Raw genomic sequence first — 23,673 nt, forward strand, 5'->3', positions numbered from 1 at the left:
ATTTTAATTATTTCTGCAATCTTTGTTGTTAACCTTTTGTTTTACCATTGAATTTTGATATTGTTTTAGCCAACTTTTCAGTCAAACTTTTTCTGCTATATTGCTGTAAACCGACTGCATTTACTTTTAAGTTTTTATCCAAATATTGATTAAAATAGCTTAAAATTTGACTTTTTAGCTCGTATTTCTCGTTATATTGATAAAAAACGCCCGTATTTGTCTGGTTTATGATATTCTCAAAATCAGAGTTTTTAGGTCCGATGGCTAAAATAGGTCTTTCTGAAACCATATATTCAAAAAGTTTTCCTGGAATGATACATTTAGTAGCTTCAGAATCAATTTCAATTAACAATAAAACTTGTGAACTTCTTTGATGCATTATAGCTTCTTCGTGCGAAACATAACCTAAATTTTGTACGAAACTATCCAATTTATAATCAGAAATTGATTGTATAACTTCTTTACTAACCGCTCCAATTAATTTTAATTCAAAATAATTTGCAAATTCTTCATTTTCGTTGATTAATTCCGATAAAGATTCCCATAAAATTTGCGGATTTCTTTCCGATAAAAACGAACCAATATGTGCTAAAGTAAACGCTTCATCTAAAGATTTTTTTTCAATTTTCTCTACATCATATCCATTTGTAATGACTTCAATAGGTTGATTTGTAAGACATTCAAATTCTACTTTTGTAGTGGGTGAAGTTACTAAAATAGTATCACAAGTTGTTAAAACTTCTTTTTCTAATGCTTTGTGCTTGGCACGCGCCCACTTTGACAATTTAAGTTCTTTATGATAACCAATAGTCGTCCACGGATCCCGAAAATCAGCAATCCAATTTATGTTTAGTTGCTTTTTTAAATCTAAGCCAATTAAATGCAAACTATGTGGCGGACCCGAAGTTATTATGGTTTCAATATTGTTTTCTTGTATGTATTTTTTAAGATATTTCACGGAAGGTTTCACCCAAAAAACGCGAGCATCTGGTATAAAAACATTTCCACGAATCCAAAGCATTGCTTTTTCTATAAACGATTGCTTTTTCTTTTGAGTAATGATGCCAGCCCCTAATTTCTTTGTCTTGTTTTTCGATAAAAAAGAAGCCAAAGCGTATGGTTCAAATATTTTGTTTTTAAGAATAACTGTTTTGTCAGAAACGTCCGAAAGTAATTTTTCATCAAGTAACGGATAACTAGGATTTTCTGGAATATATACGATAGGTTCTACATCAAAATCAGGTAAATACTTTACAAACTTTAACCAACGTTGTACGCCAGGCCCACCTGCTGGAGGCCAATAATAGGTGATGATTAAAACTTTAGTTGTACTCAAAGTTACTTATTTTATTTCAGCCAATTTATGATTCTGTTTTTTCCAATAAAATAACCCTAAACCTATAGCGATAAGCATTAAAAGAGTGGATATCAAAGCAATTGTACTTCCTGTTTTTACTACTTCTGGTTCAAATTTAAACTCGATAGTATGTTTTCCTGCTGGAATTTCTAAACCACGTAATACATAATTTACATTTAAAATTTCAGCATCTTTTCCGTCTAAAGTAGCTTTCCAGCCTTTTTCGTAATACATTTCAGAAAATACACCGAAACCATTTTTAGCATTGTTTGAAACGTATTTTAAATGATTTGGTTTGTAAGACGTCAATGCAATAGTTGAAGTCGAATCTTTACCCGTTTCAAAATTAAAAACACCTTTAGTTAAAGCTGGTTTCATAAAAGTAGCTTCTTCTTTCGTTTTCAATTTATCCAAAGTTTTCATTTCTTCATCTGCAGAATTAACCACTTTCACTTTTGACACAAACCAAGCACTTCCATTCGCATTAGAATTTTCTATAGCTTGTGGATTGCCTTCTTCATTGGTTTTTAAAATATATTTCGCATTTAACATATTCAATACTTCAAAATTGTTTTTAGCAATTTGATAATCGAATAGTTCTTGCATTTTCTTTGGTTTTGCCGCGTGATATCCTCCAATAGATTGGTGATAAAAAGATGCTCTTGCACTATTCATATTTCCATCCACATCAAAAACTCTAAAATGAGTGGTGTCTTCTAATATAATGGCATCCGCTTCAGTAGGTTCGCCAAAAGGTCGTTCTATTTGACTTTTCGAAACAAAATCATCGGCTTTAACGTAGTTTTTCGCAACTACAAATAAATCTAACACCATTACGAATCCAATCAATATAACTGTAGTTGAGTGTGAAAACGTTTTTTTCGTATAGAAAAATAATATTCCAAATGCTACAGCTAAAAATCCTAACGAACGATAAATGGTAGACATATACATGTTTGCTCTGTCTTCTTTTAAGACTTTCATAAATTCAGGACCGTATTGTTGGGCATACATTTTATCATTTTCACAAGTAAAATCAAACATACCATTTCCTAAAAACAATACGATTAAAATACCACCAACAATTCCTACTGAATATAATAAAGGTTTTTTTCGCTCAGCTTCATCAGCATTTAAAAATGCCGACAAACCTAAAATGGCTAACACAGGCATACATAATTCTAATATTACTTGAATGGACGAAACGGCTCTAAATTTATTATACATAGGCATATAATTAATAAAGAAGTCTGTAACTACAGAAAGATTTTTACCGTATGAAAGCAATAAAGATAGTAAAACTGCGCCTGCTAAAGCATATTTAATTTTCCGTTTTTCTAAAAACATAGCCAAAATAGCTAAGAAAAATACCACAATTCCAATATATGCTGGTGCAGCAACAATTGGTTGATCACCCCAATACGTTGGCATATGTTTTACCAAATCTCTGGCTTCCGTTTCTGGAACATTTTGTCCTACTATAAATTGATACATTGAAGAAGTAGCTCCTAAGTCTTCTGCGTTTGATCCACCAAATAATTTTGGTGCAATTAAATTTAAACTTTCGGCAACTCCATAACTATATTGCGTAATATAGTCGTAACTCATGGCATTGGTATCGGTTTTCTTTTTACCGTTTTCATCAAAAGTTAAATTGCTATCACTTCTAGTTGAATACTTAGCATATTCGGCTGTGGCTAATAAATTTGTTGCATTTGCGCCAATTGCCAAAATAGCGCCTAAACCTAATATCGCGAATGATTTGTATAGATGTTTGAAATCTTTTTCTTTAACAATTTCGTAAATATAAAATCCAATTACGAAAGCAAATAAGAATAAGAAATAATACGTCATCTGGAAGTGATTGGCCTGAATTTCTAATCCAGCAGCAAGCATGGTTACTATTCCACCGAGTACATATCGCTTTCTAAAAACAAAAATAATTCCGGCTAAAACCATAGGAATATAAGCAATTGCGTGCGCTTTTGCATTATGTCCTACTCCTAAAATAATAATCAAATAGGTAGAAAAACCAAAAGCTAAAGCACCAAAAAAGGCCTGTAACGGTTTGATTTTTAAACTCATTAATAACAAATAAAAACCTAAGAAATATAAAAATAAATAATCGGCAGGACGAGGTAAAAATCGTAAGGCACTGTCTAAACTTTTAATATAATTATGAGGATATTTTGCACCTAATTGATACGTTGGCATACCACCAAACGCACTATTTGTCCAATACGGCTCTTCATGAAATTCATTTCTAAAGTCGTTTTGTTCTTTTGCCATTCCGGTATATTGTGCAATATCTGATTGCATTATTTGTTTCCCAGACAATACAGGATAAAAATAAATAATAGCAATTACAATAAAACCAAAAATGGCATATAGATGGGGAGCAAATTTTTCTAATTTTTTCATGTTACTTCTTAAAATTAATATCCTACAAAAATAAAAAAATCTCCGCGTTAACGGAGAAAATTATTCAACTTCTTCATAATCGATATAATCACCAACTACTTTTTTTTCTTTTTTGGGAACTTCTTGTTTGTTTTCCGATGTGGATTGATAGTTTTGTTGCTGTTGTTCAAACTGCTTTTTAATATGTTCTTCTGCTTTTTTCGCGACTTTTTGCATCAAATACGGTGCTAACAATCGCATGGCGAACTTAAATAAATAATAAAACAAAATGATGTAGAATATGGTTCTAATAAATCCCGGCACACTTGCTGTATCCATAATTATATTTTTTTTGTCAAAAATAAGGAATATATCAAATCTAATACTTAAAATTATGATAAAATATTTACATTTGAATTTTAAATAAATCTTTATGAAATTTCCCACAAAAGTTGTTTGTATAGCAACCATATTGCTAGCGTCAATTGCTAATGCACAATATACAGATGAAGTAAATTCAAACCGTCCTGGAAAATCTATGATGGCGTTTTCTGTTGGTAAAAGTGTCATACAAACAGAAACAGGTGTAAATTACATTACTGAAAATCACGATAAGCTTAACTATAACGCAAAAGGATATTTTGCCGATTTAGCTGTACGTTATGGTTTTTGGAAAGAAGAGTTAGAAATTATTGCCGAAATCCAATACCAAAAAGATTCGTATCAACAATTTGATGTTACTTCAAGCAGAAGTGCCTTACGACAAACGACTTTTGGTGCAAAATATTTAATTTATGATCCTTTTAAAAATGGTCCTGAAAAACCAAATGTTTACAGTTGGAAAGCCAATCATCGATTCAAATGGAAACAATTTATTCCTGCGTTTTCTGCTTATGCTGGTGCCAATTTCAACTTTACTGAAACTAATTTGTTTACAAATACTTCTGTAGTGGAAGCAAAATTTAGTCCGAAAGTAATGGCAATTGCTCAAAATCATTTTGGAGACAGAACGGTTTTGGTAACCAACTTAATTTACAACAAAATAGGTACAGATTTTGCTAGTATCGATTATATTTTAACAGTAACACACGGAATCAATCAAAATTTGTCCGTATTTCTTGAAAATCAAGCGTATAATGGCAAATATTATAGTGATGGCATTTTCAGATTAGGGGCTGCTTATTTGCATAAAAAAGATATGCAATTTGATGCATCCATTGGTACCAGTATAAAAAACACGCCAGGAATATTTTATGGTGGTGTTGGTTTCACTTGGCGTTTTACTAAAAATTACAAAGAAGTAAAAATGGACAAACCCGGCACAAGAAGTAAAATGGATAAGAAAATGGACAAAAAAGCAGCGAAAAACAAAAGAAAAGACGGGGTGGAATAATGATAGAAATAAAAGAAATTTTCTCGAAAAAAGAATTGAAGGAATTTATTAAATTTCCTTTCGAGTTGTATAAAGATAACAAATATTGGGTACCGCCAATTATTCAAGAAGAATTAGATAGCTTTGATAAAACCAAAAATCCTGTCTTTCAAACGGCAGATACACATTTTTATTTAGCTTACAAAAACAATAAAATTGTAGGTCGTGTGGTGGCCATTATCAATTGGGATGAAGTGAATATTTTAGGCAAAAAGAAAGTGCGATTTGGTTGGTTTGATGTAATTGACGATGTTGAAGTAACAAAAGCACTGTTAGACAAAGTAATTGCTTTTGGAAAGGAACATAATTTAGAAAATATTGAAGGTCCTATGGGATTCTCAAATTTGGATAAAGTAGGCTGTTTAATTGAAGGTTTTGAGGAAAAAGGCTTAATGATAACTTGGTATAATTTTCCTTATTACGCGACACATTTTGAGCAATTGGGCTTTGTTAAAGAAAAAGTATATTTAGAAAGTAAGTTTCCTTTTTCAAATATTGATGCTACAAATTTTCAACGCGTAGCTGATATGATTGAAAAAAGATACGATTTAACCCATTTGAATTTTACAAAAACCAAAGACATCATGCCATATGTGGACAAAATGTTTACGTTATTCAACGGAAGTTATGCCACTTTGCAATCCTTTGTGCCTATTAACGGCATACAAATTGAATATTTTAAAAAGAAATACATTTCGTTTATCAATCCAGAATTTATTAAGTTTGTAATGGATAAAGAAGGCAAAATGGTAGCATTTAGTATTGTAATGCCCGATTTTGCTGAAGCACTACAAAAAGCAAAAGGCAAATTATTTCCAACAGGATTCTTACATTTATTAAAAGCAAAAAACAAATGTAAAACTGCTGTATTTTATTTAATTGGCGTTTTGCCTGAGTACCAAAGTAAAGGCGTTACGGCAATTTTATTTAATGAAAACCACATCAGTTTTAAGAAAATTGGAGTAGTAAATTGCATTCGAACACCAGAATTAGAAGACAATCACGCCGTACACAATCTATGGAAAAATTTTGATCCAGAATATCATAAAAAACGCTGTACATTTATAAAAGAATTGTAATAAAAAAAGAATTAAAAAAATTAAAACAAAATAAAATGGACTTAATGGGAATGATGGGTAAATTAAAAGAAACCCAACAAAAAATGGAAGAAACTAAAACCAGATTAAACAGCGTTTTAGTAGACGAACAAAGTAATGACGGTTTATTACAAGTGACTTTAACAGCTAACAGAGAAATTAAAAACTTTAAAATTTCGGATGAATTATTGCAAGACAAAGAAATGTTAGAAGATTATTTAGTTACCGTTTTAAATAAAGCCATTACAAAAGCTACTAACGTAAACGAAGCAGAAATGGCTGCCGTAGCGCAATCAGGAATGCCAAGTATTCCAGGAATGGATATGTTTAGTTAAAAATAAATTTTAAAAATTGAACTATCTCATTACTATTATCGGACCCACAGCCATAGGAAAAACTGCCTTAAGTATTGCTTTGGCTCAACATTTTGGGTGCGAAATTATTTCGTGCGATAGTAGACAGTTTTTTAAAGAAATGTATATTGGAACCGCTGTTCCTTTGGAAGTTGAATTGGCTTCTGCAACACATCATTTTATTCAAAATAAATCGATTTTTGAAAAGTATTCCGTTGGTGATTTTGAAACAGAAGCGCTTGAAAAATTAGACGAACTTTTTGCTAGAAACAACATCCAAATTATGGTGGGCGGTTCTGGTTTGTATGTAGATGCCGTTTTAAAAGGTTTCGATGAATTTCCAGATATTGATGAGGATATTCGTACTGAAATCAATTCTAAATTTGATGCATTAGGTATCGAATTTTTACAGCATAAATTACAAGAATTAGACCCGGATTATTATAAAAAACTGGAAAAAGAAAATCCGCAAACTTTACAAAATCCGCAACGAATGAAACGTTTTGTAGAGGTTTGTATTGGAAGTGGCCTACCCTATTCCTATTTTATTGGAAAAAGAAATAGCAAACGCAATTTCACTCCTATTATCATTGGTTTAGAATCGGATAGAGAAATTATGTACGACCGAATTAACCAACGTGTCGAACTAATGTTTGAAGCAGGTTTGGTTGATGAAGTAAAACAATTACTTCCGCATAAAGAACGAAATGCTTTACAAACCGTTGGTTATAGAGAATTATTCGATTATTTTGAAGGAAAATGTACATTAGAATTTGCCAAAGAACAAATCAAACAAAATACACGCCGATTTGCTAAACGACAAATGACTTGGTTTAAGCGTACTGAAAATGCGGTTTGGTATGATTATGGAACCGATAAAAATGAAATTATTCAAGGTATCTATTCAAAAATTCTAAATGTTAATCATCAATAAAATGCCAATTTTTAAAGACTTTACCTCTATATACAAACAAAATTTTGAAATTGGTTTTCAACATTGCTATCCTAATGGGTTTTTAAAACATACCGAAATTTGTAATTTATTTCAAATAGTTGCAGGCATTCATGCTGACTTAGGCGGCATTAGCTATTTAGACATGCAACAACATCAGCAAGCTTGGGTGTTAAGTAGAATGCGAATTGAAATATCAAAATTACCAAAATGGAAAGATGTTATCACCATAAAAACCTGGATTAAAACCTTAGAAAATTCGCGCTCCATTCGTTGTTTAGAAATGTATTTAAACGAAGAAAAACTTATAGGTTGCGAAACTTTTTGGGTGGTAATAAATACAACTACCAGACGACCAGATAATTTAGCATTACCACATACGCATTTTGAAAAATTTGAAACAGACAGTATTTCACAACCCATTGAGAAAATAACTATTCCAGAAGTATTTACCTATAAAAACGAAAGAAAAATTATTTTATCTGATATTGATATTGTAAATCACGCCAATAATGTTAAATATTTAGAATGGTGTTTGGATGTTGCTAATGTAGAAATGGTTTTAAGTAATTCAATTAAAGCATTAAACTTAAATTACTTACAAGAATTAAATTATAATGATGTGATTGAAATTCATCACACAGGAAATTCATTCTTAATTACTAAAGAAGGAAAAAATTGTTTTGCTTTGGAAATTGAGATTTAAAATTATGGCAACACAGATTTAACTGATTGAACAGATTTATTAATATTAATTTGTAAAATCGACAAAATCTGTAAAATCTGATTACCTATCAAAAACTAATTTTACTCAAAACTTCCCTTACATAATCGTGCATTACTTGTTTGTAATCCAAGTGAGTAACCATTCGTAATTTGCCTTGCCCCATATTGCTTATATTGATGTTTTTTTCTTTTAGTTTATCAATAAATTGCATTTCATTGACATCACTTTTTAGTTTAAAAATTACAATATTGGTTTCAATTGGTTCCACTTTATAAATAAATGGCAGCGTTTCTAAGATACTACCTAATTCTTTTGCTTTTTTATGATCTTCTTCTAAGCGTGAGATATTATTTTGTAACGCATACATTCCAGCTGCAGCTAAATAACCCGCTTGACGCATACCGCCACCAAATATTTTTCGAATTCGAAGCGCTCGTTTCATATCTTCTTTTGTACCTAACAAAACCGATCCAACTGGTGCACCTAAACTTTTTGACAAGCATACAGAAATGGTATCAAACAATTCGCCATACAGTTTTGGATGTTGTTTTTTAGCTACTAAAGCATTCCAAAGTCGGGCGCCGTCTAAATGAAATTTTAGATTATGTTTGGTGCAAACTTCTTTTATTTTCTTTAATTCTTCTATATCGTAACAAGCGCCGCCGCCTTTGTTTGTAGTGTTTTCAACACATACTACCTTAGTCATTGGTGCGTGATAAAACTCAGGATCGTTTATTGCTTTTTCTACTTGCTCCGCTGTAATCATACCTCGGTTTCCATCAATTAAATTACATGAAACGCCACTATTAAAAGCTACTCCACCCGCTTCGTATAAAAAAACGTGTCCCCATTTATCGCAAATTAATTCGTCACCCGGATTGGTGTGTAATTTAATAGCGGTTTGATTTGCCATCGTTCCAGAAGGAAAAAACAAAGCGGCTTCTTTGCCAAATAAATCAGCTAAGGATGCTTCCAATTCATTAACTGTCGGATCTTGTTTAAAAACATCATCACCCACTTTCGCGTTAAACATAAATTGCAACATTTCTTGAGTGGGCTTGGTAACCGTATCGCTGAATAAATTAATTTCCATAAATCGTATAAATAGTCTATTTTTGTTCTGTAAAACTACAAATAAAATGGTAAATACCGAACAAATTAAAGACATTATTAATCGCCTTGGTGCGTTAAGGAGGTATCTTTGACGTTGATGCCAAGCTTGTAGAAATATCTAACGAAGAAGAAAAAACCTTTGCTCCCGACTTTTGGAACCATGCCAAACAAGCAGAAATTGTAGTAAGAAATTTACGTTCGAAAAAGAAATGGGTAGACGACTACACACATTGTGAAGATTTAGCTGAAGAATTGCAACTGACGTATGATTTTTATAAAGAAGACGCCGTTTCTGAAACAGAATTAGATGCCATTTTTGAAAAAACCATCAACCATATTGAGGATTTAGAATTTAGAAATATGCTTTCGGAAGAAGGTGATAATTTAAGTGCTGTACTTCAAATTACCGCAGGTGCTGGTGGAACAGAAAGTTGCGATTGGGCAAGTATGATGATGCGAATGTATTTGATGTGGGCCGAAAAGCAAGGCTATAAAGTTAAAGAACTGAATTATCAAGAAGGCGATGCTGCCGGTATAAAAACCGTAACATTAGAAATTGAAGGTGATTTTGCTTTTGGATACTTAAAAGGAGAAAACGGTGTGCATCGTTTGGTACGAATTTCACCTTTTGACAGTAATGCCAAGCGACATACTTCATTTGCTTCGGTGTATGTGTATCCTTTGGTGGATGATACCATTGAAATAGAAATTAATCCCGCAGATATTGAAATTACAACAGCCCGTTCTAGTGGTGCTGGAGGACAAAATGTAAATAAAGTAGAGACCAAAGTTCAATTATATCACAAACCTTCAGGTATTCAGATTCAATGTTCGGAAACGCGTTCGCAACACGACAATAGGTCGCGTGCGTTACAAATGTTAAAATCACAATTGTATGAAATTGAATTGAAAAAACAATTGGCACAACGTGATGATATTGAAGCCGGTAAGATGAAAATTGAATGGGGTTCGCAAATTAGAAATTACGTTTTACATCCGTATAAACTAATTAAAGATGTGCGATCTGGATTTGAAACTTCCGATTCTGAAGCCGTCTTAAACGGTGAAATTGATGGGTTTTTAAAGGCCTATTTAATGATGATGGGACAAAAAGAAGACTAACAAATTAGATAAAAAAATTCGACCTGTCGAGTTGAAAAACTTAACAGGTCGAATTTAAAATTTAATAGATATAAATATTATTGCTTTGGTTTCATTGCATTTTCTATACGCGCAACCAAATCATTAAGGTGAAATTTAGTTAAACGATCTGTAGAAAGGGCACTTGCAGTTTTTAATTGTGCTTTTAATTCCACCAATTGTCCTTTAGCAATAGAAGGAATATCAGTATCTAAAACACTAATTCTTTTTCCATCAAAATTTCCAATAGCCGTTTTATCAGCTAACGCAACGTCAATAACTCTACTTACAAATACTTTTTGAAGATTTCTTCTGTAGATATCAATAGCAACATTCGCTTTTAATTCTGAGAAAATACCTCTTCTTAAATCTGAAATTAATTCATCAACGGAATAATTGGCTTTATTTAATGAAGATGTTTCAATTAATCGAACCAATCTATCGTTAGATAATAAACTTGACAAAGTTGCATCTTGCATACTCTTAATGGCATCTACTCCAACATCTCCTTTTATTTTAGAAATAATATCTTGATTTAATAACCAAGTTGGCGTTTTAAACAATTGCTCATTTAAGAATGCCACTGCTTCATTTTGAATAGCTGACGGCGTAACTTCGTAGGCATTTCCGGCCATGTCATAGGTTTTAGGATTTTCATAAACGCCACCTACGTTTTTAGTTACATGCCCCATGTATCTTCTAAATTGTCCAACTAACGAATTATATAATCCTTCTAATTCTGAATAATCTTCTCCGTTTTCTTTGCTCCATTCCGTAAGATTAGGTAAAATTCTTTTCAAATTTTTAATTCCATAAGCAGATGCTTTCATAGAATTATCTCCTAAATCTTCTGTTTGATAACGTGGATCGTAAGGATTGGTTTCCGTACCAAACCAAAGTCTTCTGTTTTTATAAGCATCTTTGGTCATTTCATTTAATAATGCTTTTTCCACTTTTTCATCGGCAGCATCTTTAAAATATGAATAGCCCCATTTGATTGCCCATTTGTCATAATCTCCAATTCTTGGAAATAAATCTTTTACATTATCTTCAGGTTGTGCTACATAATTGAAACGTGCATAATCCATAATTGATGACGTATGTCCGTTTTTCTTTTGAAATTCAGGATTTCTTAACATTTCTACTGGAGTAGCATTACTTGCTCCCATATTATGACGTAATCCAAGTGTATGTCCTACTTCGTGAGCCGCCACAAAACGAATTAATTCGCCCATTAATTTGTCATCTAATTTTTTATGTCTTGCATTTGGATCTACCGCAGCTGTTTGAATTAAATACCAATCACGCAATAAACTCATAATGTTATGGTACCAACCAATATGACTTTCCATAATTTCACCTGTTCTTGGGTCGTGAACATTAGGTCCATAAGCATTTTGAATTTCGGCAGCAAAATATCTTAATACCGAAAAACGTGCATCCTCTAAACTCATCGTTGGATCGTTTTCTGGCCAATATTCACCACGAATGGCATTTTTCCAACCTGCAAATTCAAATGCTACTTGCCAATCGTCAATACCTTGTTTAATGAATGGTTTCCATTTATCTGGTGTTGCGGGATCTAAATAGTAAACAATTGGTTTTTTTGGTTCAATTAATTCGCCATTTTTTTGTTTTTGAGCATCTTCTTCATTTTTTGGTTCTAAGCGCCATCTAACGGCAAAAACATCTGTATCTGCTTTTTGAGAGTCTTCTTCAAAAACATCGTATCCGTTAGCAAAATAACCTACTCTTTTATCGAAGGTTCTTTTTCGCATTGGGTTTTCTGGTAATAAAATAAACGATGTATTTAATTCCATAGTAACTACACCCGCGTCTAGAGCTGCTGGAAAATCGACACCTATTTTGGGCGTAGGCGTTCTTGAAATTTGAGGCGCTACTGTAGAAAATGTTTTTGTAGTTCTAATTTCCGTATTGATTGGAAAACTTTTTACAAATTGAATAAACGATTTGTCTTTTTGAAACGCCTGAATGCTTAACATTTGCTTGTTAATTGAATTCAAAGAAAACGTTTGTAAATCCGAATCGAAAGCTGCAGTCATATCAATAACACTAGCAACATTGTTTTTACCTGTTTCGTCTTTTTTATATGCTAAAATGTCATAAATTCCAATAATTGGATCGGCACTAGAATTTTTTACCGACTTTGTAATGGGTTTATCCTCATCTGGAGTCATAATTACATAGGTAATAGAACGTAATAAAATAGTATTGTTCATTCCTTTTTCAAAACGAACTACTTGTCTATTAATTTCTTCACCACCAAAAATTCCGCCACCAGCTGGTGTTTTAGAATATCGGGTTATAGTCATTATTTCTTTTCCAATTAACGATTCAGAAATTTCAAATAAATATTTATCTGCTACTTTATGAACATCAATTAGTCCTTTTTGCGTAACGGCTGTAGAATCAATTACTTTTTTGTAAGGTTTTGGTTCCTTTTTGGCTTCTGGTTTTTTAGCATCAGCAGCGGGTGGTGCAGTAGGAGTATTTTTGCTTTTCTGGTCTTTTTTTTGAGCTACACTGTCAAAAGTGCTTAAAAGTAAAAAGCAAAATAAAATTTGTATTGATTTTTTTAACATAATACTATTTTTTGAGTTAGTTTTTTTATTTGACTCTAAATATACATTTATGTTACTTCAATGCTAAAATTTTTTTGTTAATTTTAACAAATGATTATACAAAAAAACCGATTTTCAATGAAAATCGGTTTCTTACATAGCGTATTTTTTTTACGAAAAGAATGTTGTTATATAATATAATAATGCTCCAATAATTGCAGATACTGGAATGGTTAATATCCAAGCCCATAATAAGCTAATGGTTACACCCCATCTTACCGCACTTAAACGTTTGGTAGCACCTACTCCAATAATAGAACCTGTAATGGTATGTGTTGTAGAAACGGGTACTCCCATTTGAGAAACAGTAAATAAAGTTAAAGCACCTGCGGTTTCAGAACAAACACCTTCTAATGGAGTTACCTTAGTGATTTTGGTTCCCATAGTTTTAACGATTTTCCACCCCCCCATTAAAGTACCTGTTCCAATCATTAAATAACATCCAAAAGCAATCCAAGTTGGCATAGTTTCTTTAGTTACTTTAGTTTCTAATTTGTGTCCTTCCAAAAGATTTCCGTTTTCATCAATATATTTTGAGAAAATTTTTGCGTATCTATATTTTGGATTTAACTTATTATCACTAAAAATCACTTCATTAGTTACGACATCTTTAACTTCTTTTTTATCCGAATACACTTCAAGATTTGCTAGTTTTTTAGAAACTTTTTCAAAGTTGTTAACGTTTACTTTTTCGTTTTCCAATGCCATTAAAAATGGATTCGTTTTTGAAACTTTAGTGGTTAGCTTTTCATCAGAATAAATAGTTTCGTTTGAGGAAACATCTACTATTTTCTTTCCGTCCAAGTAAATTGTATCGCTATTAAAAACACCAACAGAAGGTTTAAATTTTTTCAAATTTCCTTCTTCATTACTGTATTTTATTTGTAAAATTTCGGTAGTATGTAATAAGTTATATTCTTTAATGAAATTTGGCATATCAGAATCTGCACCACTTCTGTAAGAATTTGCATATACAATACAAGCCGCACAAATAATACCCATTACTTTTTGAGAATCGGCACCACCATGACCCAAAGAAAAAGCGGCTGAAGAAAGTAATTGTAATTTTTTATACATATTTCCTTCTTTGGTATGCGATGGGTTTTTACCATGAACGATTTCATACCAACAATAAACCACTAAAAAAAGTCCTAAAAGTACTCCAATTATCCAAATCATAATTGGTTTAATATCTAAAGCATCTTTTAAACTGTAAGTTACATAAACTGTAAGGACTGAAACTAAAATTGAAATAGTAATTTTTATAACAAATTTTCTTTGAATGGTAACCATTGCAATTAAATAGGAAATTAGACCCCCAATTACTGGAGCTAAAAATATAAATGCAATTGTTTTTAAAATTTCTGTAGAATTTAAAACATCAAAACCAGCGTGAGCCACTGCAGCTCCTCCAAATCCACCAATAAGTGTATGGGAGGAAGAAGACGGAATACCTAATTTCCAAGTTAATAAATTCCAGAGCGTTGCGGCTATAAGTCCAGCTAAAATAACCCAAAGTGTAATTGCAGAATTATCAACTGTTTTAGCTACCGTATTTCCTACACTCATATCAAACACCCAGTACGCAACTAAATTAAAAAAAGCGGCCCAAACCACAGCTTGAGTTGGTGTTAATACTTTTGTAGAAACAACTGTTGCAATTGAATTGGCCGCATCGTGAAATCCGTTTACCAAATCAAATAACAAAGCAATTATAATAATTACTATTAAAAGTGTAAACATAGTACTTTATTAAGAATGTTTAACTGCAACGGCTTCTAAAACTCTAGCCACAGATTTACATTTATCTGTAGCTTTATCTAAAGACGCTAATACCTCTTTATATTTAATAATATTTTTAACTTCTGGTTCGTTTTCAAAAATGTCTGAAATGGCTTTTTCAAAAACAGAATCTGATTTTCTATCTAATTTATTGATTTTCTTCACGCATTCAAATACATTTTTAAAATCTTTCATTTCTTTTAATTCCTTTACAGATTCTGTAATAAGTTGACAAGCTTCTAAATTAATTTCTGTAATTTTTCTAATAGATTTGCTGATTTTTTCAACATGATACATTCTGATTCTGTTTGATGCTTCTTGTAAATTACTTGAAACATCTTCAATTGTTGTCATTAAAGCGTGAATATCTTCTCTATCAAAAGGAGTAATAAAGTTTCTACTTAGCTCTAAATTCATGGTATGAGATATCTGTTCGATATGTTCTTCTAATTCATCAATTTTATTAAAATAAACTTCTCTATCTTCTTTAGTAGCATTAGTTGCTTCATGTAAAAACTCAGAAAGTTTTGTTAATTTATTAGTAGCTTGATCAAATAACGGAAAGAAAGTTTTGTCCTTAGGAGAGAAAAAATTTAAAATATCTTTTAATGCCATTTTTTTATAATTGTTAAAATTTTTAAGCAAAATTAACAATCTAATATTAACTTAAAGTTAATTCGATAAAAGTTATTAAGTAATTAAAATTAATTACAAAAAAATATTAAAAAAAAGCAGACCTGTAAGCCGGATTCTGTATTCCGATACATCGGAACCCTTATCATTTATCTAGTTCCGAAATTACTCGCGGAATCTATCTTTCTACCCTTCAACAACGGACGAGAAGCCCTTACATGCTGATATACTTGAAATTTCACCGCATAGAGTTTACCTGTTTTCACTACAGCTTAACCTGTACATACTTTCTGTTGCACTTGTCCTTACCGATAAGTATCGGCAGACGGGTGTTACCCGCTATGCTTCTCTGTGGTGTCCGGACTTTCCTCCCCGATAAATCGGAGCGATAAGGCGGTCTGCATGGCAAAGTTAATTTAAATTAGGTGTTTTTTTATTAATTAAATTGATTTTCTGAATATTATTTAGAAACACAGATTGAAGAAATCATATAAATTTTATAAATTTCTTCAATCTGTGTTGTAATGTTTATGTATAACAAATTTTTAATAACTTTTCACTTTTCACTTTTGAGTTTTCACTTTTTAAATCTATATTTGCTATCAATAATTCACTATGGAACAATTTATAGTATCAGCTAGAAAGTACCGACCTCAAACATTTAAAGATGTTATTGGGCAACTTGCTATAACCAATACTTTGTTGCATGCAATTGAAAACAACCATTTAGCGCAAGCATTACTTTTTACAGGTCCTCGTGGTGTTGGAAAAACAACTTGTGCCAGAATATTAGCCAGAAAAATCAACCAAGATGGATACGATGATCCAAATGAAGATTTCTCTTTCAATGTATTTGAATTAGATGCTGCGTCTAATAATGGTGTTGATGATATTAGAAGTATCATCGACCAAGTAAGAATACCTCCACAAACAGGTAAATATAAAGTGTACATTATTGATGAGGTACACATGCTTTCTCCTTCGGCATTTAATGCATTTTTAAAAACATTAGAAGAACCACCAAAACACGCTATTTTCATTTTAGCCACTACAGAAAAGCACAAAATTCTTCCTACAATATTATCTCGTTGTCAAATATTCGATTTTAAACGAATTACCATAAACGACACAAAAGAATATTTAATGGAAATTGCTCAAAATCAGAATGTGCAGTTTGAAGAAGAAGCTTTACGTATCATTTCGCAAAAAGCAGATGGCGCCATGCGTGATGCGTTGTCTATTTTTGATAGAGTGGTTTCCTACTGCGGAAATAATTTAACTCGTCAAGCGGTTGCTGAAAATTTAAACGTATTAGATTACGATTATTATATAAAAGTTACCGATTTAATTTTAGAAAACAATATTCCTCAATTACTTTTAACGTATAACGATATTTTAGCGAAAGGATTTGACGGACACCATTTTGTTTCAGGTTTAGCTTCGCACTTCAGAGATTTATTAGTTTGTAAAAATCCTGTAACGCTTTCATTACTAGAAGTCAGTGAACAAACCCAACAAGAATTTGCAATTCAGGCACAAAATGCTTCGCAAGAGTTTTTATTACAAGGAATTTCTATTGCTAATGAATGTGATTTAAAATATAAAGTGAGTCAAAACCAACGATTGTTTGTGGAACTTACACTTATGCAATTGGCTTCATTAACACATGATGCCGAAAAAAAAAAGCTAAGTACTATATAATTCCATCCAATATCTTTCATACATCGAAAGAAATTCAAACTTCAACAATCTCAATTCAACCACCAGTTGTTTCAGTTCCTGAAATAGAAGCTGTTTCTCAGGAAGAAATTCCAAAAGTGGAAGAAAAAGTGGAAACAAAAATTGAACAAATACAGCAAAAGTTCACTCCAATTATAGATACTAGCAGTAGAGTTTCTTCTTTATCTATTAAAGGATTAAAACAAAAAGTAGATAGTTCAAATTTAGCGAAAACAGAAACACAAGCTGTTGGTGAACATCTAGCCAATCCATTCTCACAAGAAGATGCGATACAACATTGGAACGATTACATTGAAATTTTAGAAAGTAAAGGAAAAAAGTTATTCGCAAGTTATATGCGATTAAGCAAGCCCGTTTTAATGGGAACCAATATTTTATTAGAATTTCCAAATCAGGGCTCTAAAGAAGATTTTGAAAATACAAACTCAGAGTTAATTAGCTACTTGAAAACCAATTTACGTAACTACGATGTTAAAATTAAAATTACCGTAATGGAAACCTACAAACCTAAAGTAATTTATACCAACGAAGAAAAATACAAACATTTTAAGGAGTTAAATCCTAACATTGAATTATTTAGACAAACTTTTGAATTAGACTTATAAAATATGGATATTAATTTCAATAAAAACGAAGATTACAACAAGTTATTAGTTTCAGATATGCAACAAAAATTTGCGAAAGTAAAATTAGGTGGCGGTCAAAAACGTATTGATAAACTGCATGCCGAAGGCAAAATGACGGCTCGTGAACGTATTGATTATTTGTTTGACGACAACACTAAAAGCATTGAAATTGGAGGTTTTGTTGGAGATGGTATGTATGAAGAACATGGAGGGTGCCCTTCCGGTGGTGTGGTCATAAAAATAGGGTATATTAAAGGAAAACAATGTATTGTAGTAGCCAATGATGCTACAGTAAAAGCTGGTGCTTGGTTTCCAATTACCGGAAAAAAGAATTTAAGAGCGCAAGAAATTGCTATGGAAAATCGTTTACCAATTATTTACTTGGTAGATTCTGCAGGAGTTTATTTACCTATGCAAGACGAAATATTTCCAGATAAAGAACATTTCGGTAGAATTTTCAGAAACAACGCCATTATGAGTAGTATGGGAATTACCCAAATTGCTGCTGTTATGGGAAGTTGTGTAGCTGGTGGCGCGTATTTGCCAATTATGAGTGACGAAGCTTTAATTGTAGACAAAACAGGAAGTATTTTCTTAGCGGGAAGTTATTTAGTGAAAGCCGCAATTGGCGAAACTATTGATAATGAAACACTTGGAGGTGCTACAACGCATTGCGAAATTTCTGGAGTTACCGATTTTAAAGCCAAAGATGATGCCGATGCTTTAGACAGAATAAAAAGTATTGTTTCTAAAATTGGCGACTACGACAAAGCTGGATTTAACAGAGAAACTCCTGTAAAACCTGCATTAGAACCCAAAGACATTTACGGAATTTTACCTAAATTACGTACCGATCAATATGATATGAATGAAATTATCAAGCGTTTGGTCGATAATTCAGAATTTGATGAATACAAAGCCGGTTACGGACAAACCATAATTACAGGTTACGCCAGAATTGATGGATGGGCTGTTGGAATTGTGGCAAATCAGCGTTTGGTTTCAAAAACTAAAAAAGGTGAAATTCAGTTTGGTGGTGTAATTTACTCGGAAAGTGCAGATAAAGCCACTCGATTTATTGCCAATTGCAACCAAAAGAAAATTCCGTTAGTCTTTTTGCAAGACGTAACAGGATTTATGGTAGGAAGTAAATCGGAACACGGTGGTATTATTAAAGATGGTGCCAAAATGGTAAATGCAGTAGCCAATTCTGTTGTACCAAAATTTACAGTTGTAGTTGGAAATTCATACGGTGCTGGAAATTATGCTATGTGTGGAAAAGCCTACGACCCAAGATTAATTTTTGCTTGGCCAAGTGCTGAGTTAGCCGTTATGGGTGGTACGCAAGCCGCAAAAGTATTAGCACAAATTGAAGCCGCTTCTTTAAAAAATAAAGGAGAAGTAGTTGATGAAGCAGTTGAAAAAGAATTATTTGATAAAATTAAAGCCAAATATGACGCACAAGTGTCTCCCTATTACGCGGCTTCCAGATTATGGACAGATGCTATCATTGATCCATTAGATACCAGAACTTGGATTTCTATGGGAATTGAAGCCGCCAACCACGCACCAATTGAAAAGAAATTTAATTTAGGTGTGATACAAGTTTAGTTGGCAGTGTTGCGGTATTTTTAAAAATTGTAAGCAAACTTATTTAGCTCTAATATTTTTTAAATAATGAAAAAGTTACTTTTATTTTCCCTTTTTCTATTCGTTTTCAATCAAATGAAAGCGCAAGAATTTTCTCGTAAAGATTCGCTACAAGGCGGACTTCGTGAAGAAAGAACGTGTTATGATGTGTTGCGATATGATTTAGATATTAGAATTGATCCTACAGAAAAATCAATTTTTGGATATAACAAAATCATTTTTAAAATTGACGATAACACGTCAAAAATTCAAGTCGATTTATTTGAGAACATGAAAATTGAATCTATAGTTTGGAACAATAAAAAGTTAAATTACAAAAGAGAATTCAACGCTGTTTTCATAGATTTTCCTGAAGAATTAAAAAAGGGAACAACTCAAACCCTTACATTCAACTATTCTGGAAATCCTATCATTGCAAAAAATGCACCTTGGGATGGTGGTTTTGTATTTACAAAAGATAAAAAGCAAAATCCTTGGATTGGTGTGGCGGTACAAGGAACTGGTGCGTGTTTGTGGTATCCGTGTAAAGATTCTCAAACCGATGAACCAGATAATGGTGCCAGCATAAAAGTAGCCGTACCAAACGGATTAATGAATGTTTCCAACGGAAGATTTTTGGGTTCAACCGATTTAAAAGACGGCTACACGCGATGGGATTGGGAAGTAAAAAACCCAATTAACAATTATGACATTACAGTAAACATTGGTGATTATGTTCATATTCACGATAATCATGAAGGTTTAGATTTAGATTATTATGTGTTGCGTTTCAACGAAGAAACCGCTCGTAAACATTTTGATAATGATGTGAAACCGATGATGAATTGCTTTCAATCGAAATTTGGAAAATATCCGTTTTTTGAAGATGGTTATAAATTAGTGGAAACGCCTTATTTAGGTATGGAACACCAAAGTGCTGTAGCGTATGGCAATAAGTACAAAAAAGGGTATCTTGGAATGGACTTATCAGGAACAGGTGCCGGAATGTTTTTCGATTATATTACGATTCATGAAACCGGACACGAATGGTTTGGAAACAGTATTACAAGTATAGATATTGCCGATATGTGGATTCATGAAGGATTTACAACCTATACCGAAACCGTATTCATTGAATGTATTAAAGGCTATGATGAAGCCATAAAATATGTAAACGGCCAAGCTAGAAATGTGCAAAACGACCGTCCAATTATTGGTCAATTTGGTGTCAACCGTGAAGGAAGTGGTGATATGTATTATAAAGGCGCCTTACTAATAAATACAATAAGACACATTATTAATGATGATGTTAAATGGTGGAAACTTTTATATAATTACTCTGAAACCTATAAAAAACAAATTATTGACACAAAAACCGTAATTGATTTCTTTAATAAAGAAAGCGGAATAGATTTAACTTCCGTATTTCAGCACTATTTAACAACTACAAAAATTCCGAAATTGGTTTTATCTAAATCTGGAAATAAATTAAATTATAAATGGGAAAATGTAAGTGCCGATTTTAAAATGCCTGTAGATATTATCATTAACGAAAAAACAATACGTTTACAAACCACGACTGAAAATCAAGAACTTAAAGTAGATAAAAAGTTGGTTTTGGAAGATATTTCTGTCAAAACCAATCAGTTTTATATTAAAGTGGAAAGAAAATAATTGTTTTATATTATTTGGAATAAGTAACTTACATTAGTTTTTCCAAAGATTTCTTTCTGTTGATTTTTTGCGTTTCTGTTCTTACAAATGACTCTAAAAAAAGAATTTCTTTTGGTATTTGGTATTTTGATAATTCAGAAAAGAGATTGTTTTCAATAGAAAATGGCTTGGCTTCAATCACTAGAATTACTTTTTCGCCTAAAATTTCATCTGGTTTACTGCCAATAAAGAATGGCACAGAAATGTGTTTTCCAATCAATTCTTCTATTTCTTCAGGAAATATTTTGATGCCTCCAGAATTAATCACATTGTCAATTCGTCCTTTTAAAACAAATTGAGTCGCATTTAGGATTTCTACAATATCATTAGTAATAATTTTTTCTTTAGAAAGTTCTAATGCTTCAATCACCAAACAACTTCTTTCATCCATTGATATAGTTACATTTGGTAAAACAGTAAAATACAACTCTCCTATTTTCTTTATGGCAATATGCGAAATGGTTTCCGTCATTCCATATGATTCAAAAGCGTTGCAATTGGTTTTTTGAATACTTTCTGATAAACTATAACTCACTTGTGTACCGCCAATTAATACGTTATCCACCAAATGTAATTTTGATAACGATTTTTGCACTTGCAAAGGAACCATTGCAATAAAATTATACTTTTTTGAAGCTAATGGTGCACTCGTTGGATCAATTGTATCTAAATGCAATCCTAAAGTAATGGCACGAACCAACATCATTTTTCCTGCAATATAGTTTGCAGACAAACACAATAAGGAAGTGCTTTTAGGTATTAAATTAAAAAACAAACCTGTAGCTTTTGCAGAAGCAATCATGGCCGATTTTTGTAGAACAATTTGCTTTGGTAGTCCTGTAGAACCAGACGTTTTTACCATAACAAATGATTCATTATTTAACCAATCTAACAGAAATTTCCCGATTTCTTTTTCAAATAATTGCCCGTTTTCCTTTAAATATAATGCTTCAGATAAAAGCTCTATGTAAGTAAAACTTTTTCCATTTAACTTAAAATCGGGATGAATAATTTGATTCATTATTCTTCTATTTGTAATGGTTTTATTTTTCCAAAAAGTTTTTCATTCCAATTACTCCATTTGTACTTTTTGGAAAAAATATAAAGTAATATTGGGAAAAAAAATAAAATTGGAATAAATATCTGAAAATTAGCACTTGGAACGGAAATATCTTTTAAAATAGAGTGCGTTTGAAATGCCGACCAATCTGAAGTAACTAACAACGCACCAACTAAATTATTCGCAGCATGAAATCCTAATGCTAACTCTAAACCTTCATCCATTAAAGTTAGAATACCTAAAAACAAACCTGTTCCGATATAATAAAACATAATAATCATACCCATTTTGTCTACTTCTGGGTTGCCAATATGCATTATTCCAAATAAAAATGAAGTAACCATTAAGGGCACCCATCTTGTTTTTGTAGCTAAACCTAATCCCTGAAGCATGTGTCCACGAAATAAATATTCTTCAAAACTAGTTTGTAATGGAATAAGAAGTAACGCTAATACTACAAAAACAGCAAATTTTTCTGGATTAAATTGAATCACATAATCTTCTGGAGCGGTATAATAGCCTATAATAGTTGTTAAAATGGTAATACCTCCCCAAAGTCCAAATGAAAAAAAAACTCTAGACCAATCAATTTTTTTTCGAGACGTTGTTAATACTCGTAATGAATTATTTTGAATGAATTTGTTAAAAAATAAAACTATAAATAACATAAATGATAATGGCGCTACGAGCATAACAAAAGTACCGTTTACCCCTGATTTCTTTATCATTTGTTTCATTATTTCATTCGTATCAACACCTTCTGAAGAAATATAACTTACTACCATTAATGCTAAAAAAAGACAGGGAATGACTGCGTATGTCCATAAATTAACTTTAAACTTCTGCAATTGTTCAATATACATATTACGATTTTTTAAGTCCACTAAATTACAATTATTACCTTTGTAAAAAAAATATTTATGTTTACTATATATCATAACAAAAGATGTTCAAAATCTAGAGAAGGTGTTTGCTACTTAGAAAACCTTAATAAACCTTTTGAAACCATTCATTATATGGAAAAAACGTTTACTTATACTGAGTTAGAAATGGTTATAAAAAAATTAAAAATCAAGCCAATAGAATTAATAAGAGTTAAGGAAAAAGATTGGATTGAAAATTTCAAAGGCAAAACTCTAACTGATATAGAAATTATTGAAGCCATGTTGCAATTTCCAAAACTAATAGAAAGACCTATAGTAATTCATGGCGAAAAAGCCGTAATTGCAAGACCAACGGAATTAATCAAATCAATATTATAAATTCATTTAACATAG

The 23,673-nt window shown here is 31.8% G+C and carries 20 protein-coding genes and 1 other RNA gene; 11 read left to right on the top strand and 10 right to left on the bottom strand.

Annotated elements, in window-relative coordinates:
• Positions 1–28: 28 nt before the first annotated feature.
• Genes ABWP60_RS02595 through ABWP60_RS02605 form a run of 3 tightly spaced genes read right to left on the bottom strand, consistent with a single transcriptional unit; the run spans position 29 to position 4,096 of the window.
• Positions 29–1,336 (bottom strand): glycosyltransferase family 4 protein, encoded by a 1,308-nt coding sequence (locus tag ABWP60_RS02595; protein ID WP_353148091.1) that lies wholly within the window; start codon positions 1,334–1,336, stop codon positions 29–31.
• A 6-nt stretch (positions 1,337–1,342) separates the two neighbouring features.
• Complete coding sequence (locus tag ABWP60_RS02600; RefSeq protein ID WP_353148094.1) at positions 1,343–3,778, bottom strand: YfhO family protein; 2,436 nt, start codon at positions 3,776–3,778, stop codon at positions 1,343–1,345.
• A 60-nt stretch (positions 3,779–3,838) separates the two neighbouring features.
• Positions 3,839–4,096 (bottom strand): DUF4834 domain-containing protein, encoded by a 258-nt coding sequence (locus ABWP60_RS02605; RefSeq protein WP_353148097.1) that lies wholly within the window; start codon positions 4,094–4,096, stop codon positions 3,839–3,841.
• A 94-nt stretch (positions 4,097–4,190) separates the two neighbouring features.
• On the opposite strand from ABWP60_RS02605, the gene ABWP60_RS02610 reads away from it, so the two are divergent.
• The 5 genes from ABWP60_RS02610 to ABWP60_RS02630 are packed head-to-tail and all read left to right on the top strand — an operon-like array spanning position 4,191 to position 8,297.
• Complete coding sequence (locus ABWP60_RS02610; RefSeq protein WP_353148099.1) at positions 4,191–5,150, top strand: transporter; 960 nt, start codon at positions 4,191–4,193, stop codon at positions 5,148–5,150.
• Positions 5,150–6,268, top strand: a complete 1,119-nt coding sequence (locus ABWP60_RS02615; protein ID WP_353148102.1) for a GTP cyclohydrolase — start codon at positions 5,150–5,152, stop codon at positions 6,266–6,268. The genes ABWP60_RS02610 and ABWP60_RS02615 overlap by 1 nt, the downstream gene beginning before the upstream one ends.
• Before the next feature lie 35 nt (positions 6,269–6,303).
• Positions 6,304–6,621: a YbaB/EbfC family nucleoid-associated protein gene (locus tag ABWP60_RS02620; RefSeq protein ID WP_353148104.1), complete on the top strand. Its 318-nt coding sequence runs from the start codon at positions 6,304–6,306 to the stop codon at positions 6,619–6,621.
• Positions 6,622–6,637: 16 nt separating this feature from the next.
• A complete protein-coding gene (gene miaA, locus ABWP60_RS02625) occupies positions 6,638–7,573 on the top strand; it encodes a tRNA (adenosine(37)-N6)-dimethylallyltransferase MiaA (RefSeq protein WP_353148107.1) in 936 nt (311 codons plus the stop codon).
• Positions 7,557–8,297: an acyl-[acyl-carrier-protein] thioesterase gene (locus ABWP60_RS02630; protein WP_353148109.1), complete on the top strand. Its 741-nt coding sequence runs from the start codon at positions 7,557–7,559 to the stop codon at positions 8,295–8,297. The genes miaA and ABWP60_RS02630 overlap by 17 nt, the downstream gene beginning before the upstream one ends.
• Before the next feature lie 88 nt (positions 8,298–8,385).
• Here the strand turns inward: ABWP60_RS02630 and ABWP60_RS02635 are convergent, their stop codons facing one another.
• Positions 8,386–9,411 (bottom strand): threonine aldolase family protein, encoded by a 1,026-nt coding sequence (locus ABWP60_RS02635; RefSeq protein ID WP_353148112.1) that lies wholly within the window; start codon positions 9,409–9,411, stop codon positions 8,386–8,388.
• 46 nt (positions 9,412–9,457) lie between these two features.
• Between ABWP60_RS02635 and prfB the strand changes: the two genes are divergently transcribed.
• Positions 9,458–10,553, top strand: a protein-coding gene (gene prfB, locus ABWP60_RS02640; protein WP_353148114.1) for a peptide chain release factor 2 whose coding sequence is annotated in 2 segments (ribosomal slippage) — positions 9,458–9,520 and positions 9,522–10,553 — 1,095 coding nt in all. Because the reading frame shifts where the segments join, the coding sequence is not laid out codon by codon here.
• A 77-nt stretch (positions 10,554–10,630) separates the two neighbouring features.
• Here prfB and ABWP60_RS02645 read toward each other — a convergent pair.
• From ABWP60_RS02645 to rnpB, 4 genes are all read right to left on the bottom strand, one after another.
• Positions 10,631–13,174, bottom strand: a complete 2,544-nt coding sequence (locus tag ABWP60_RS02645; protein WP_353148117.1) for a zinc-dependent metalloprotease — start codon at positions 13,172–13,174, stop codon at positions 10,631–10,633.
• A gap of 150 nt (positions 13,175–13,324) precedes the next feature.
• Positions 13,325–14,956 carry an inorganic phosphate transporter gene (locus tag ABWP60_RS02650; protein WP_353148119.1) on the bottom strand — a complete coding sequence of 544 codons (1,632 nt, stop codon included), beginning with the start codon at positions 14,954–14,956 and terminating at the stop codon, positions 13,325–13,327.
• 9 nt (positions 14,957–14,965) lie between these two features.
• On the bottom strand, positions 14,966–15,610 hold the full coding sequence (locus tag ABWP60_RS02655) for a DUF47 domain-containing protein (protein WP_353148122.1): 645 nt from the start codon (positions 15,608–15,610) through the stop codon (positions 14,966–14,968).
• 109 nt (positions 15,611–15,719) lie between these two features.
• An RNA gene (gene rnpB / locus ABWP60_RS02660) (RNase P RNA component class A) lies at positions 15,720–16,033 on the bottom strand.
• 210 nt (positions 16,034–16,243) lie between these two features.
• On the opposite strand from rnpB, the gene dnaX reads away from it, so the two are divergent.
• The 4 genes from dnaX (at position 16,244) to ABWP60_RS02680 (ending at position 21,297) form a co-directional block, all read left to right on the top strand.
• Positions 16,244–17,329: a DNA polymerase III subunit gamma/tau gene (gene dnaX / locus ABWP60_RS02665; protein WP_353148125.1), complete on the top strand. Its 1,086-nt coding sequence runs from the start codon at positions 16,244–16,246 to the stop codon at positions 17,327–17,329.
• Between the two features lie 116 nt (positions 17,330–17,445).
• Positions 17,446–17,973 (top strand): DUF8439 domain-containing protein, encoded by a 528-nt coding sequence (locus tag ABWP60_RS02670; RefSeq protein ID WP_353148128.1) that lies wholly within the window; start codon positions 17,446–17,448, stop codon positions 17,971–17,973.
• Between the two features lie 3 nt (positions 17,974–17,976).
• Entirely contained in the window at positions 17,977–19,605 is a 1,629-nt protein-coding gene (locus tag ABWP60_RS02675; protein ID WP_353148131.1) for an acyl-CoA carboxylase subunit beta, read from the top strand.
• A 66-nt stretch (positions 19,606–19,671) separates the two neighbouring features.
• The gene (locus tag ABWP60_RS02680; protein WP_353148133.1) at positions 19,672–21,297 is read left to right on the top strand and encodes a M1 family metallopeptidase; all 1,626 of its coding nucleotides are present in this window, start codon (positions 19,672–19,674) and stop codon (positions 21,295–21,297) included.
• A gap of 28 nt (positions 21,298–21,325) precedes the next feature.
• Here ABWP60_RS02680 and ABWP60_RS02685 read toward each other — a convergent pair whose 3' ends face one another.
• Positions 21,326–22,357, bottom strand: a complete 1,032-nt coding sequence (locus ABWP60_RS02685; protein WP_353148136.1) for an AMP-binding protein — start codon at positions 22,355–22,357, stop codon at positions 21,326–21,328.
• The gene (locus tag ABWP60_RS02690; protein WP_353148139.1) at positions 22,357–23,259 is read right to left on the bottom strand and encodes a CPBP family intramembrane glutamic endopeptidase; all 903 of its coding nucleotides are present in this window, start codon (positions 23,257–23,259) and stop codon (positions 22,357–22,359) included. Before ABWP60_RS02690 ends, ABWP60_RS02685 begins: the two co-directional genes overlap by 1 nt.
• A 57-nt stretch (positions 23,260–23,316) precedes the next feature.
• Here ABWP60_RS02690 and ABWP60_RS02695 point away from each other — a divergent pair, with 57 nt between their 5' ends.
• Positions 23,317–23,658: an ArsC/Spx/MgsR family protein gene (locus ABWP60_RS02695; RefSeq protein WP_353148141.1), complete on the top strand. Its 342-nt coding sequence runs from the start codon at positions 23,317–23,319 to the stop codon at positions 23,656–23,658.
• The last annotated feature ends 15 nt before the right edge of the window (positions 23,659–23,673 follow it).

Origin of the sequence: Flavobacterium sp. (assembly GCF_040402895.1) — a bacterium.
Taxonomy (GTDB): Bacteria; Bacteroidota; Bacteroidia; order Flavobacteriales; family Flavobacteriaceae; genus Flavobacterium.